Origin of the sequence: Pimelobacter simplex (assembly GCF_900114845.1) — a bacterium.
GTDB classification, from domain to species: domain Bacteria; phylum Actinomycetota; class Actinomycetes; order Propionibacteriales; family Nocardioidaceae; genus Nocardioides; species Nocardioides simplex.
The window spans coordinates 17,629-30,744 of the sequence record NZ_FOUK01000009.1; the positions used below are offsets into that span (position 1 = coordinate 17,629).

The window sequence follows — 13,116 nt, forward strand, 5'->3', positions numbered from 1 at the left end:
GCGAGTGGTGCTCAGAGGAAGCCGACCTCGGTCATGAGGTCGACGACCTTCTTCGCGTCGAGGTCGGACACGTTGACGGCCGGCGGCTGCAGCTCGCTGAACGGCTTCTGCACGCCCTCGAGCTGGACGGCCGGGTTGAGCGGGTACTCCAGCGCGTAGCTGTCGGCGAGGATCTGCTGGCCCTTCTCGTTCACGAGGAACTCGATGAACTTGCGGGCCTCGGTCTTCATGTCGCTCGACTTGAGGATGCCCGCGCCGGAGACGCTCACGAAGGCGCCGGGGTCGCCGTTGGAGAAGTAGTACTGCGAGCTGTGGTCGCTGACGTCTCCGCTCTCCTTGTGGTCGCGCTCCCAGTAGTAGTGGTAGACGATCCCGACCTCGATCTCGCCGGAGTTGACCGCCTCGAGCACGAGGTTGTTGCCGTCGTAGACCTTGCCGTTGGCCTTGATGCCCTCGAGCCAGGCCTTGGTGGCGGCCTCGCCCTCGAGGTCGAGCACGGCGGCGACGATGGCCTGGAAGTCCGCACCGGTGGGGGAGAAGGCGATCTTGCCCTTCCACTCCGGCTTCGCGAGGTCGAGCAGGGACGCCGGCATGGCGGCCTCGTCGGTCTGGTCGGTGTTGTAGACCAGCACGGTGGAGCGGGCCACGAAGCCGGTCCACAGGCCGCTGCGGGGGCGGTACTGCTCGGGGATCGGCGCGACGAGGTCGGCCGGGAGCTTGTCGAGGAGGCCGGCGGCCTCGACCTGGGACATGCCGGGGGAGTTCTCGGTCAGGAAGATGTCGGCCGGCGAGGCCTTGCCCTCCTGGACGATCTGGTTGGAGAGCTCGAGGTCCTTGCCGTTGCGGAGCTCGACCTCGATGCCGGTCTCCTTCGTGAACTCCGGCGCGAGCGCCTTGAGCAGCGGCTCGTGCTGGGCGTTGTAGATCACCAGCGTCGGCTCGTCGTCACCCCCGCAGGCCGTGAGGAGCGGCAGGACCAGGGTGGCGGCGGCGACGCCGAGGCCGGCGCGGAGGAGGCGGTTCTTCATCGGGCTTCCTGTCGGTGGTGGTGGTCGCGAGCGTAGTGAGCGCGGGGTGCGGGACGACGGCGGGCCCAGGCCGGGGCCCGCTCGGCGAGCCGCCAGACGAGGACGCCGAGCGCGAGCGAGGCGAGCAGTCCGCCGAGCGGCCAGCGGTTCTCGAGGTGGGGGTAGACCTGCCAGTGGGTCAGGTAGATGAAGAGCGAGGCGCTGGCGAGCGTGCCGGTGAGCCCCACGAGCGGCCGTGGCCACGGCACGGCGGGTGCCCAGACGAGCACGGTCACGCCGGTGATCACGACCAGGTCGCGCCGGGTGTCGCCGGTGAACCCCCAGGCGCCGGCGACGAGGAGAGCGGTGACGAGCACCCGCTGCGCGGGGGTGCGGGCGACCGCGGCGGCCCAGCCGCCGGCGAAGAGCCACGCCACGAAGACGGAGGAGTGGATCACGTCGCCGTCGTACGACGTCGCGGTGGCCCAGAAGCGCGGGACCAGTGCGGCCGCGGTCAGCCCCACGGCGAGCGGGAAGCGGTGCCGGCGCTCCAGCGCCATCACCCAGGGGATCGCGGTGAGCAGGCCGGCGCCGAGCGTGACGAGGAGGACCACCTCGACGAACCAGTAGTACCAGTCGGGCTCGGACCAGGTCCGGGCGCCGAGGACGTCGTTGAGCAGCAGCACGCTGCGCCAGCCGGGCGCGCCGGTGACGAGGGCGACCGCGCCGATCCAGAGCACCGACGGGACGGCGATCCGGGCCGCCGAGCGGGCCACCCGGGTGAGCCGGTCGCGGGGACCCTCGTCGGCCAGGTGGAAGCGGGCGAAGTTGGCGCCGGCGACGGCGAGCAGCACGTGCGCGCCGCCGACGAGGACCCAGAGGTTGGTGTGCGAGCCGACGATGAGCACGATCGCGATGGCGCGCAGCACGATGGTGGTGTCGACCCGGGCCCAGCGCGAGGGGCGGGTGGCGACGAGTCCGGCGAGGTCGGCGACGGTCCAGCGCTGCCAGTCGTCGGGCAGCCGGCCGATCCGGCTCTCGAGGCGCAGCGACAGCTCGACGTACGAGAGCGAGTCGCCGCCGAGGCCGACGAACGAGTCGGTGGGATCGACCGCGGGCCGCCCGAGCACGCGTGCGTAGAGCCGGGCGAGGGAGTCCTCGGGCGAGGCGGCCTCGGCGACCGGGGCCGCCGTGAGCCGGCCGACCGCCTGCTGGTCGAGCTTGCCGTTGGCCAGGCGGGGCAGGACGTCGACCGCGACGACCCGGACGGCGTGGCCCGGCAGCCCGGTGCCGGACGCCGCGGCGGCCGCGACCTCGGCCAGCGTCGCGGGGTCGGGCCGACCGGGTACCGCCACCACGAGCTGCTGGCCGTCGGCGGACTCGGCGCACCCGGTGTCGTGCCCGCCGAGGCCGAGGAGGGTCTGCACCCGGTCGAGGTCGATCCGCTGCCCGAAGAGCTTGGCGAAGCGCGAGCGGCGGCCGACGATCTCGACCAGTCCCTCGGGGGTGATCCGGGCCAGGTCGCCCGTGCGCAGCTCGTCGACCTCGGCACCGCGGGCCAGGTCGGCGGGCGACTCGGCATAGCCCTGCATGACGTTGGGGCCGCGGTAGACGAGCTCGCCGACGCCCGGGCCGGCGCCGGCGACGGGGTCGACCCGCAGCTCGCCCCCGGGGACGGCGACCCCGACGGCGCCCGGGTGCCGGGCGGCGAGCTCGGGCGGCAGGTAGGCCATCCGGGCGGTCGCCTCGGTCTGGCCGTACATGACGACCAGGTCCCAGCCCTCGCGCGCGCCCTGCTCGGCGAGGGCCCGGACCCGCTCGGGTGCGAGCCGGCCGCCGGCCTGGGTGACCTGGCGCAGCGTCGGGAGCTCGGGCCAGCCGGCGCTGCCGAGCAGGTCGAACGTGTAGGGGACGCCGGCGAACGACGTGACGCCCTCGGCGCGGGCGCGCTCCCACAGGCCGGCGTCGGTGACCGAGCGGTCGTCGAGGACGAGCGAGGCGCCGGCGACCAGGTGGCTGTGCAGCACCGAGAGGCCGTAGCAGTAGTCGAGCGGCAGCGTGGTCAGCGCGACGTCGTCGGCGACCAGCCCGAGGTACGACGCGATGGCGGTCGCGTTGGCGTCGAGGTTGGCCGCCGAGAGCCGGACCAGCTTGGGCGACCCGGTCGATCCCGAGGTGCTCAGCAGCAGCCGCAGGTCGGGGTGCAGCGCCGGGGCCGGGACGCCGGTCGGGCGCCAGGTCTCGTCGCGCTCGACCGAGACGCCGTAGGCGCGGGCGAGGCCGTCGTCGTGGGTGAGCAGCGTCGCGTGCCCGCCGGAGAGCGCGGCCAGCCAGGTGACGACGAGCTCGGCCGTGGCCGCGGGCCGCAGCCGGACCAGCTGGCGCACGCCCGGCGCCACCGCTCCCAGGGCCGCGCGCTCGGCCGCCACCCGCCGGTCGAGGTCGGCGTAGGTGAGGGTCCCTGTCGGCGTCCGGAGGGCGGGGCGCTCGCCGTGGCGCGCGAGGTCGTCGGCGATCCCTGCCGCGACCGGGGCGCTGCGCGCGCTCGTCGTACCGTCCCCCACACGGCGAAGACTAAAGCAAGGCTGTCCTTATGCTTCTTTTGATTGAGGGGTGAGCAGGAAGACCGGGATCACCCGGTCGGTCCACTCGGTGTACTTGGCGTAGTTGGGCCAGATCGTCAGCATGTGCGCCCAGACCTTGTCCTTCTCGTCGCCGGTGACCTCGCGCCAGGTGCAGGTGTGCCGGCGCCGGTTGTAGTCCACCTCGACCGTCTCGGCCGCGCGCAGGTTGGCCGACCAGAGCGGCGGCTTGGGCGCACCGAACGACGACCCGGCGATCAGCCAGCCGCCCTGCCACGGGACGCAGAGCAGCGGCGTCGAGCGGGGGATACCGCTCTTGCGGCCCTTGACGGTGAGCAGCAGGCTCGGCAGCCCGGCCAGGCCGACCAGGCTCACCCGCCGTCCGGTCAGGCGCTGGAGGTGCTGGTCGGTCCAGGTGATCTGGGGGAGCAGCTTCGGCATCCACGGCTGGGAGCCCAGCTTGATGGCGATCGGGGTGAACAGGCCCATGCGCGCACCCTAGAACGTGTTCTCGGAGATGGCCGCAAATGCGACGAGGCGCCCTCCGTGCGGAGGGCGCCTCGTGCGGTGCTGCGCGGCGTGGGGTGCGGTGCGGGTCAGCCGACCTGCAGGACGCGGGTGCCGCCGGCGAACTTGTCGTGCCAGCCCTGGTGGTTGGGCACGTCCTTGTTGAGCGTGACCGCGATGTAGATGACCGCGGCGAGCGGCACGGCCCAGCCCAGGAAGAACCAGCCGATGAACGGGATGATGCTGAGGATCCCGAGCGCCGAGTAGGCGTTGCGCTTGAGCGCCTGCTCCATGGTCGGCTTGCTGACGCCGTCGGGACCGTAGGTCCGCAGCTTCATCACCATCTTGCCGACCGTCTGGCCGGAGTTGGACTCCATGAACGCGAAGTACCCGAGGTAGATCGCGGCCTGCAGGATCGCGGTGACCGTCCAGAACAGGAAGAGCTCGCCGAACGAGTGGACGAAGCCGGTCAGGAAGATGCCGCTGAAGACGCCGTAGATGATGGCGTAGACGACACCCAGCAGCACGTGGTCGATCAGCCGCGCGAGGAAGCGGTTGAGCAGCTCACCGGGACGCGGGACGCCCGCCGGAGCACCGCCGTACCCACCCGGACCCGGCTGCGGCGGGGGACCGCCGTAGCCGCCCGGCGGGGGCGGAGGCGGGGCGCCCGGACCTCCCGGGGGCGGCGGGGGCGGCTCGTTGTACGACATGCTGTTCTCCTCGAGGTCGTCGGTGCTCACACGCACCGGGGGGATGCCTGCACAGTAGTGCTGAAAGGCGCCTCCGAGCGGGCGTTATGGCGTTCTTGCCCCGTTGCCCGGCAGTTCAACCGGGTGACCTTCCGGGGTCGTCCCGGCTGCCTACGGTGCGACCCGTGATCGCTCGCGGAACGCTCGGCAGCGTGCTCGTCCTGCTCGGGGGCCTGGTGACCGCGACGCTGCCCGTGTCGACGCCCGTGCTGCGATTCGTGCCCCTAGAGACGGTTCGGGGCCTGGAGCTGGGCCGGATGACCGGTCTGGTGGTGGTCCTGGCCGGGTTGGGGCTGCTCGCCAACGCCTGGCTGCGGCTGTGCCGGACCGTGGCGGTGGGCGACCGCGAGACCCGTGAGCCGCGCGAGGGCGTGGCCCTGGTCCGGTTCGCCGCAGTGGTCTGGACCGCTCCTCTCGTGCTGGCGCCACCGCTGTTCTCGCGCGACGGCTGGTCGTACGCGGCTCAGGGGATGCTCGCCGACGTCGGGCTCTCGCCGTACCGCTGGGGACCGGGGGCCCTCGCGCCCGAGACGTTCATCCCGCTGCCGGGCTGGCTGACCGGGCCGCCGATCGTGCAGGCCGTCGACCCGCTGTGGTGGGACACGGCGACGCCGTACGGGCCGGTGCCGGTGTTCCTGGGCGGGCTGGCCGCCAACCTGACCGGCAACCCGTGGGTGCTGGTGGTCGCGCACCGTTGCTTCGCCCTCGTCGGCCTCGTGCTGCTGGCCTGGGCGGTGCCCCGGCTCGCCCGCTGGGGTGGGGTGAACCCGGCCGTGGCGTCGGCGCTGGTGATCGTGTCGCCGCTGATGATGGCCAACGGCGTCGCGGGGCTGCACAACGACCTGCTGATGGTGGGCCTGATGGCCGCGGCGCTGGTCGTGGCCGTCGAGCGCGGCTGGGTGTGGGGCGCCGTGCTCGCCGGTCTCGCTGCCGGCGTGAAGGTCCCCGGGGGCCTGGTCTGCGTGGGCATCGTGCTGGTCTCGCTGCCGGTCGGGGCCGCCGTCGTGCCGCGGCTGCGCCGGCTCGCCGAGGTCGGCGCGGTCGCGGTGAGCACGCTGCTGGGGCTCGGCGTCGTCACCGGTCTCGGCAACGGCTGGCTGCATGCGCTGACCGTGCCCGGCGAGGTGAACACCCCCTTGTCCGCGACCACGCTGGTCGGCGGTGTGCTCGACTGGTTCGCGCTCCACCTGGGCCTCGGCACCGGGCCGGCGTTCTTCCGGGACGTCGTGCGGGCGCTGGGCCTGCTCGCCGCCGTGGGGACGGGCGCCTGGGTCGCGCTCCGCTGGGACACCGGCTCCCGTCGTACGGCGATCGCGGCGGTGGCGGCGGCCGGCGGCGCGTTCGTCGTCCTCTCGCCGGTCGTGCACCTCTGGTACTTCCTGCTGCTGCCGCCGTTCCTCGCGGCCCAGCGGCTGCCGCGCTACGGCACCGGCGCGTTCGTCGCGGTGTCGGTGCTGCTCGGCCTCGTCGCGCCGCTCGACTCGTCCCTGCACGGCGCCTACTACGCGATCGTGATCGGCTGCATGACCGTCGCCCTACTGCTGCCGGTGCTGCTGTTGACGCGCACCGCGCGCGAGCGGGTGGCGCGGATCGTCGCGCCGCTGGCGCCGGAGGTCGAGGCGCCAGCGCGCATGTAACTACGTGTTACATCGCGAATTCGGGTGCAACAGCGCCCGGGTAGCGGCCGCAGCGCCCAGGTAGATGGGCTCCCGGCCGAGCGGCCCACGAGCGCCGACGCGCGGCTGTCCACAGGCGAGAAACTGAGGGTGGCGTACGACGGACCCCGCGGGCAGCCTGCCCGCATGGATGCTCGGGTACTGGCGGTCATCGATGCCAACGACGGTCTCATCTCGCGACAGAAGCTGCTCGACCTCGGCGTCGGACCGGATGCGATCCGCTCGCTCCTGCGCACGCGGCGGGGCGAGAGCCGGCCCGCGCTGCACGTCGTACGACGGGGCTACTACACGACATCAGAGCGCTGGGATGGGCTGGACGAGTATGTCGGCCGGCCGCTTCTGTGCGCCCGTGCGGTGGGTCTGGCCGCCAGGCGCGGGTGGGTGCTCAGCCACGACTCCGCCTGCCACCTGCAGGGGATCCCGGTCCTGCGACCGCGGGAGTCGTTCGTGCACATCACCCGCCCCGGCTGGACGAACGCATGGACCGAGTACGGCGTGAAGCACCACCTCGCCCGGTTCAACCAGGAGCAGGTGGTGGAGGTCGGAGGAGTTCGCGCCCTCGATCTCGCTCGTACCGCCGTCGACATGGGGCGGGAACACGGCTACCTGCGAGGCCTCGTCGCCTGCGACGCGGTGCTCCGGCGCGGCGTACGGCGGGACGATCTCGAGCGGGCGTTGGCGATCATGAAGTACTGGCCGGGCGTGCGGGATGCCCGGCGGGCCGTGCGGTCGGCCGACCGCGGAGCCGAGACGGTCCTCGAGACGCTCGCTCGGGAGCTGGTCATCGAGTCGGGCGTCGGGGAGCCGGAGACACAGTTCCCGGTGCGCACCGTGCGTGGCGTGGTCTGGTGCGATCTGCGCGTCGGGAACCTGGTCGTCGAGGCCGACGGTGAGATCAAGTACCGCTCGGTGGAAGACGGGCGAGTCGCGGACGACCCTCGGCGCGCGGTGTTCGACGAGAAGGTCCGCGAGCGCGACATCGCCGATCGCGGGCTGGTCGTCGTACGGGTCATCTACGCCGACCTGTGGGGACGGCATCGTCCCGAGGCCATCGCGCGGATCCGGCGCGGGCATGTCGAGGCGGTACGACGGTTCGGCCGCGATCTTGACCCCGAACTGGCTGCGGAGGCGGCCGAGATTCGCGCGCGAGGCGATCGGCGTCCGGCGTAGCGGCGTACTGCCCGGGCGGTGTCGTTGCTACCACGGTGCTGTTGCACGCAATTCGGCGACGTAACACGTAGTTACATGGGCTCAGGCGCTGAGCACGCCGGCCCGGTCGCCCGCGTGGAGCTCGAGCATCCGGGCGACGGTGCGGTCCCAGCCGTAGCGCTCGGCCCGGCGCCGCGCCGCGGCCCGGCGCTCGGGCTCGGGCCGGGTAAGCAGCCGCAGCACCGCGTCGGCCAGCGCCTCCGGGGTGGGGGCACCCCAGGCGCCGGACGCGGCATCGACCAGCTCGCGGGCGCCGCCACGGTCGGCGGTGACGACGGGGGTGCCGCAGGCGAGCGCCTCCAGGACGGCGAGACCGAACGTCTCGCCGGGGCACACCGACAGCGAGATGTCGGCCGCGGCCAGCCGGTCGCGCAGCGCGGCCCGGCCGTCGACGTACCCGTGGAAGTGGACGGGCGCGGTGCCCGCGATCTCCTGCAGCTCGTCGAGGTGCGGGCCCTCGCCGTACACGTCGAGACGGAGGGGGATCCTGCGCCGGTGCAGCTCGACGGCGGTGGCGACCGCGAGGTGCGGGGACTTCTCGCGGGAGAGCCGGCCGGCGTGCACCAGCCGCAGCAGGCCGTCGTCCGCGGGCCGCGCGGGCGCCGGCCGGAAGGTCGCGAGGTCGACGCCGAGGGGGACCCGCTCGACGGGACACCCCGCCGCCTCGGCGACGGCGCGGAACTCGCCCTCGGCGTACGCCGAGGTGACCACCACGGTGTCGAAGCTGCGGACGAGCACCCGGTTGAGCAGGCCGATCGAGACCTTCGACGTCGTGTCGAGCCCGGTGCGCATCGCGAACATGTCGCCCATCCGCTCGTGGGAGAGCAGCACCGACCGGACGCCGTTGCGCCGCGCCCACCAGGCCACCGGCAGGAGGGTGAGCTTGTCGCTCCACTCCACGCTCGTGGGGCCGAAGCGCTCGAGCGCCTCGGTGACCCGCCACGGCTCGACGATCAGGCGGTAGCCGCCGCCGACCCGGGGCGCGCGCACCTGGACGACGTCGCCGAGGTCCGTCGTCCGGATCGCGTCGACGGGACCGGGGATGACGAGGAGACGCTCGGCACCCGCGGCGACGTAGCCGCGGCCGAGCTGCTCGATCGCAGTCCGCATGCCTCCCGACGTCGCCCCGACGAAGTTGGCCAGCTGGGCGATCCGCACGGGCACACCCTTGCGGCAGCGGATGAACCCTCGCCCACCGCACGGTTGACGGGCGCGGAAGGATGAGGGCATGAGCAACCCGGACGCCCGGCCCGACGAAGTCGTCTGCGAGAGCCGGCAGGCCGCCGGCGTGGAGCTGATGGAGCCGCGGGACGTCCCGCTCGGCGGTCCCCGCGCGATGCAGGTGCGCCGCACGCTTCCGCAGCGCCAGCGCTCCCTCATCGGCGCGTGGTGCTTCCTCGACCACTACGGCCCGGACCTGGTCAGCGACAGCGGCGGCATGTCCGTCGCGCCGCACCCCCACACCGGGCTGCAGACGGTGAGCTGGCTGTTCACCGGCGAGATCGAGCACCGCGACAGCGCGGGCAACGTCGCGATGGTGCGTCCCGGCGAGGTCAACCTCATGACCGCGGGACAGGGGATCAGCCACTCCGAGGTGTCCACGCCCGGGACCACCGTGCTCCACGGCGCGCAGCTCTGGGTGGCGCTGCCGGCGACCGACCGCGACACCGCGCCCGGCTTCGAGCACTACGCCCCCGACGAGGTCGGCGGCGACGGCTGGCGGGCGCGGGTCTTCCTCGGCTCGCTGCTCGGCGACAGCTCGCCGGTCCGCACGTTCACGCCGCTGCTCGGCGCCGAGCTCGTGCTCGACCCGGGGACGACGCTGCGGGTGCCGGTCGACGCGTCGTACGAGCACGGGGTGCTGGTCGACCTCGGCGGCGTCAGCGTCGCCGGCGTCGACGTGGCGGCCGCGGAGCTCGCCTACGTCCCGACCGGGGCCGACGAGATCGTGCTCGTCGCCGGGGCCGAGGGGGCGCGCCTCCTCGTGCTCGGCGGACCGCCGTTCGGCGAGGCGATCGTGATGTGGTGGAACTTCGTGGGCCGCACGCACGACGAGGTCGTCGCCTACCGCGAGGCCTGGCAGACCCAGATCACCGATCCTGCGAGCGGCGAGGTGCTGCCGGACGGCCGGCAGGTGGCGCCGGGGCGCTTCGGCGTCGTCCCGGACCAGCCGCTGCCGCCGATCCCCGCTCCCGGGCTGCCCAACGCGCGGCTCCGCGAACGCCGGTGATCGCCGGTCTCACCTGGCTGCTCGCCTTCCAGGTGCTGGGGGAGGTGATCGTCCGGCTCCTCGACATCACCGTGCCGGGGCCGGTCGTCGGGATGCTGCTGCTGTTCGTCTTCCTGCGCGTGCGCCGGTACGGCGACGACGGCTCCATCGTCCGCGCGGGCTCGGCGCTGCTGCGGCACCTGCAGCTCTTCTTCGTCCCGGCGGGCGTCGGGATCGTCGTCTACCTCGGGATGCTGCGCGACCACGCACTGCCGATCGCCGCGTCCCTGCTGGGCTCCTGGCTGATCGGGCTCGCCGTCGTCGGGTGGACGGCGGTCGGGCTCGAGCGACTGCTGGGCAAGCCGCACGACGACCTGCCCGGTCCGGCGGGGGAGGAGGCGCCGTGAGGGGCGACGAGCTGCTCGACCTCGCCCGCTCGCCGCTGGTGCTGCTGCTGATCACGCTCGGCGGCTACCAGGCAGGGCGCTGGCTGCAGCGTCGTACCGGCGGGCACGCGCTGGCCCAGCCCGTGCTGCCGGCGATCGCGGCCGCGGGCATCGCGATCACGGTCCTCGACGTCGACTACGCCGACTACCGCAGCGCGACCGAGCTGATCGCGTTCTGGCTCGGCCCGGCGACCGTCGCGCTCGCGATCCCCCTGCACCGGCAGGCCGATCGCCTCAAGGGGTTCGTCGTCCCGCTGCTGGTGGCGATCGTCGCCGGGGCGGTCACCTCGATCGTCACGGCGGTCCTCATCGCCCGCGCGCTCGGCGCCGACGAGCAGCTCGAGAAGACGCTCTCGGCCAAGGCCGCGACGACACCCGTCGCGATCGCGCTCACCCAGTCACTGGGAGGGATCCCGCCCCTGGCCGCCGTCTTCGCGATCTCGATCGGCATCGTCAGCGCCATCACCGCGCCGGCCGTGCTCAACCTCCTGCGCATCCGCGACCGGCGCGCCCGCGGCCTGGCCGTCGGCGCCGTCTCGCACGGCATCGGCGCCTCCCGGATGCTGCGCGAGGACGAGACCGAGGGCGCCTTCGCGGGGCTCGCGATGGGCCTGTCCGCGCTCGCGATCAGCCTGCTGGTGCCGGTCCTCGCGCTCGTCCTCTTCTGACCCGGACGCCGTCGCGAGTTACGACCCTGGTCGGACGAACCGGGCCCTCCCGACCCGCTAGCGTGACCGCCATGCGCGTGCACGCCTTCACCGACGATGCCCTCGGCGACCTCGACGCGGTCGGCCTGGCCGAACACCTCGCCGCCGGAAAGCTCTCCGCCGAGGAGGCCGTCGACGCCGCGATCGCCCGGGTCGAGGCGGTGAACGGCGAGCTCAACGCCCTGGCCCATGCGGCCTTCGACGAGGCGCGCGCGGCGGCTCGTCGTCCGCGTCCGGGCTTCCTGTCCGGCGTGCCGACGCTGGTCAAGGACAACGTCGACGTCGACGGCATGCCCACGCGCTCGGGCACCGACGCCTGGGAGCCGCGGCCGGCGAAGAAGAACGGCGACTTCGCCGACATGTACCTCGGCACCGGCCTGGTCGCGCTCGGCAAGAGCCAGCTCTCGGAGTACGGCTTCAGCGCCTCGGCCGAGCACCCGCGGCTGGGCGCCGTCCGGTCGCCGTGGGACACCGAGCGGACTGCGGGCGCCTCGAGCTCGGGCTCGGCTGCGCTCGTCGCCGCGGGCGCCGTACCGATCGCCCACGCGAACGACGGCGGCGGCTCGATCCGGATCCCTGCCGCGGTCAACGGCCTGGTCGGCCTCAAGCCGACCCGCAACCGGCTCGCCCAGGACAAGCTCTTCCGGGACATGCCGATCCGGATCGTCTCCGACGGCGTCGTCACCCGCTCCGTGCGCGACACCGCCGCCTTCTACCGCGAGGCCGAGCGGCTCCACCGCAACCTTGCGCTGCCGCCCATCGGCGACCTCACGCGCCCCATCAAGCGCCGGCTCCGGGTCGCCCTCAACACCAGCGGCGTCGGCCGTGGTGCGGACGCCGAGACCAAGGCCCTCACCGAGCAGACCGCCGCCCTCCTCGAGAGCCTCGGGCACACCGTCATCGAGTCCGAGGTCCCCGTCGGCCCCTCCTTCGCCGACGACTTCCTGCTCTACTGGTCGCTCCTCTCCCAGGTGATGCTCACCACGGGTCGGCCCTTCCACGGCCGCACGTGGGACCGCGCCAAGCACGACAACCTCACCCTCGGCCTCGCCCGGCACGCGCGCCGCAACCTGCACAAGGTCCCCGCCGCGATCACCCGGCTCAAGCGCGCCGCCGCCCAGGCCGAGCTCTACTACGAGCGGTACGACGTCGCCCTCACCCCGACCCTCGCCACCGCCACCCCCAAGATCGGCCACCTCGACCCCACCCAGGACTACGAGACGATCATCGACCGCCTCCTCGACTGGGTCGCTTTCACCCCCTGGCAGAACATCACCGGCGCCCCCGCCCTCTCGCTGCCGCTCGCGGTCACCGCGAGCGGCCTGCCGCAGGGGATGATGTTCGGCGCCGCCCCCGGCCAGGAGGCGCTGCTCATCGAGCTGGGCTACGAGCTGGAGCAGGCCCGCGGGTTCCCCCGCATCCAGGACTGACCTTCCGGCCCCGCTTCGGGGGAGGGGGAGGACCTGCGAACCGGGTGGAGGGGCCGCCGATTTCGTACGGCCCCGGCACGCGTGTATCGTTCAGCGGCGTTGCCCCTTTAGCTCAGTCGGCAGAGCGTCTCCATGGTAAGGAGAAGGTCTACGGTTCGATTCCGTAAAGGGGCTCTGAGATGGGGCGCCGCCGCACGACCCGCCCGGGACCCGGGCGGCCAGCGCGGAGGGCGCCCTCCTCACGTGGCGGGATAGCTCAGACGGTTAGAGCGCACGACTCATAATCGTGAGGTCACGGGTTCGATCCCCGTTCCCGCTACCGAGTACTGCACCACCACCATCGACGAAGGACTTCCTGTGGCCAGCAAGAGCAGCGACGTTCGCCCCAAGATCACGCTCGCGTGCGTGGACTGCAAGGAGCGCAACTACATCACCAAGAAGAACCGCCGGAACGACCCCGACCGCATCGAGCTGTCGAAGTTCTGCCCGCGCTGCCGCAAGCACACCGCGCACCGCGAGACCCGCTGAACCCAGCGCTCGACGAGCGCTCCGACGGCCCGCTTCCCCCCAGGGGAGGCGGGCCGTCGTCGTTCT

Annotated in this window: 12 protein-coding genes and 2 tRNA genes; 9 read left to right on the forward strand and 5 right to left on the reverse strand. The window is 73.1% G+C overall.

Features of this window, described 5'->3' with window-relative positions; genetic code table 11:
• Positions 1 to 11: 11 nt before the first annotated feature.
• From BM223_RS26925 to BM223_RS26940, 4 genes are all read right to left on the reverse strand, one after another.
• Entirely contained in the window at positions 12 to 1,028 is a 1,017-nt protein-coding gene (locus tag BM223_RS26925) for an iron ABC transporter substrate-binding protein (RefSeq protein ID WP_038676895.1), read from the reverse strand.
• Entirely contained in the window at positions 1,025 to 3,571 is a 2,547-nt protein-coding gene (locus tag BM223_RS26930; protein WP_052138231.1) for an AMP-binding protein, read from the reverse strand. The genes BM223_RS26925 and BM223_RS26930 overlap by 4 nt, the downstream gene beginning before the upstream one ends.
• Before the next feature lie 27 nt (positions 3,572 to 3,598).
• Entirely contained in the window at positions 3,599 to 4,078 is a 480-nt protein-coding gene (locus tag BM223_RS26935) for a nitroreductase family deazaflavin-dependent oxidoreductase (protein ID WP_038676897.1), read from the reverse strand.
• Between the two features lie 107 nt (positions 4,079 to 4,185).
• Complete coding sequence (locus tag BM223_RS26940; RefSeq protein ID WP_200887062.1) at positions 4,186 to 4,842, reverse strand: RDD family protein; 657 nt, start codon at positions 4,840 to 4,842, stop codon at positions 4,186 to 4,188.
• A 128-nt stretch (positions 4,843 to 4,970) separates the two neighbouring features.
• On the opposite strand from BM223_RS26940, the gene mptB reads away from it, so the two are divergent.
• Positions 4,971 to 6,482 carry a polyprenol phosphomannose-dependent alpha 1,6 mannosyltransferase MptB gene (mptB, locus tag BM223_RS26945; RefSeq protein WP_052138232.1) on the forward strand — a complete coding sequence of 504 codons (1,512 nt, stop codon included), beginning with the start codon at positions 4,971 to 4,973 and terminating at the stop codon, positions 6,480 to 6,482.
• 165 nt (positions 6,483 to 6,647) lie between these two features.
• A complete protein-coding gene (locus BM223_RS26950) occupies positions 6,648 to 7,691 on the forward strand; it encodes a hypothetical protein (protein ID WP_141267147.1) in 1,044 nt (347 codons plus the stop codon).
• Between the two features lie 81 nt (positions 7,692 to 7,772).
• Here the strand turns inward: BM223_RS26950 and BM223_RS26955 are convergent, their stop codons facing one another.
• Positions 7,773 to 8,888 carry a glycosyltransferase gene (locus BM223_RS26955; RefSeq protein ID WP_082003539.1) on the reverse strand — a complete coding sequence of 372 codons (1,116 nt, stop codon included), beginning with the start codon at positions 8,886 to 8,888 and terminating at the stop codon, positions 7,773 to 7,775.
• 70 nt (positions 8,889 to 8,958) lie between these two features.
• Here BM223_RS26955 and BM223_RS26960 point away from each other — a divergent pair, with 70 nt between their 5' ends.
• From BM223_RS26960 to rpmG, 7 genes are all read left to right on the forward strand, one after another.
• Positions 8,959 to 9,960 (forward strand): pirin family protein, encoded by a 1,002-nt coding sequence (locus BM223_RS26960; RefSeq protein WP_038676902.1) that lies wholly within the window; start codon positions 8,959 to 8,961, stop codon positions 9,958 to 9,960.
• Positions 9,957 to 10,346 (forward strand): CidA/LrgA family protein, encoded by a 390-nt coding sequence (locus BM223_RS26965; RefSeq protein WP_038676905.1) that lies wholly within the window; start codon positions 9,957 to 9,959, stop codon positions 10,344 to 10,346. The genes BM223_RS26960 and BM223_RS26965 overlap by 4 nt, the downstream gene beginning before the upstream one ends.
• Positions 10,343 to 11,053, forward strand: coding sequence for an LrgB family protein (locus BM223_RS26970; RefSeq protein ID WP_038676907.1), 711 nt, complete (start codon positions 10,343 to 10,345; stop codon positions 11,051 to 11,053). The genes BM223_RS26965 and BM223_RS26970 overlap by 4 nt, the downstream gene beginning before the upstream one ends.
• Before the next feature lie 71 nt (positions 11,054 to 11,124).
• Positions 11,125 to 12,522, forward strand: coding sequence for an amidase (locus tag BM223_RS26975; protein WP_038676909.1), 1,398 nt, complete (start codon positions 11,125 to 11,127; stop codon positions 12,520 to 12,522).
• 101 nt (positions 12,523 to 12,623) lie between these two features.
• Positions 12,624 to 12,696: transfer RNA gene (locus tag BM223_RS26980), tRNA-Thr, on the forward strand.
• 71 nt (positions 12,697 to 12,767) lie between these two features.
• Positions 12,768 to 12,841: transfer RNA gene (locus tag BM223_RS26985), tRNA-Met, on the forward strand.
• 38 nt (positions 12,842 to 12,879) lie between these two features.
• Positions 12,880 to 13,050, forward strand: a complete 171-nt coding sequence (gene rpmG, locus BM223_RS26990) for a 50S ribosomal protein L33 (RefSeq protein ID WP_028654832.1) — start codon at positions 12,880 to 12,882, stop codon at positions 13,048 to 13,050.
• Positions 13,051 to 13,116 lie beyond the last annotated feature (66 nt).

Excerpts from the sequence above, each read along its gene's own strand:
- BM223_RS26975 (WP_038676909.1), top strand. The coding sequence starts at position 11,125 with ATGCGCGTGCACGCCTTCACCGACGATGCCCTCGGCGACCTCGACGCG.
- BM223_RS26960 (WP_038676902.1), top strand. The coding sequence starts at position 8,959 with ATGAGCAACCCGGACGCCCGGCCCGACGAAGTCGTCTGCGAGAGCCGG.
- BM223_RS26950 (WP_141267147.1), top strand. The coding sequence starts at position 6,648 with ATGGATGCTCGGGTACTGGCGGTCATCGATGCCAACGACGGTCTCATC.
- BM223_RS26925 (WP_038676895.1), bottom strand. The coding sequence starts at position 1,028 with ATGAAGAACCGCCTCCTCCGCGCCGGCCTCGGCGTCGCCGCCGCCACC.
- BM223_RS26935 (WP_038676897.1), bottom strand. The coding sequence starts at position 4,078 with ATGGGCCTGTTCACCCCGATCGCCATCAAGCTGGGCTCCCAGCCGTGG.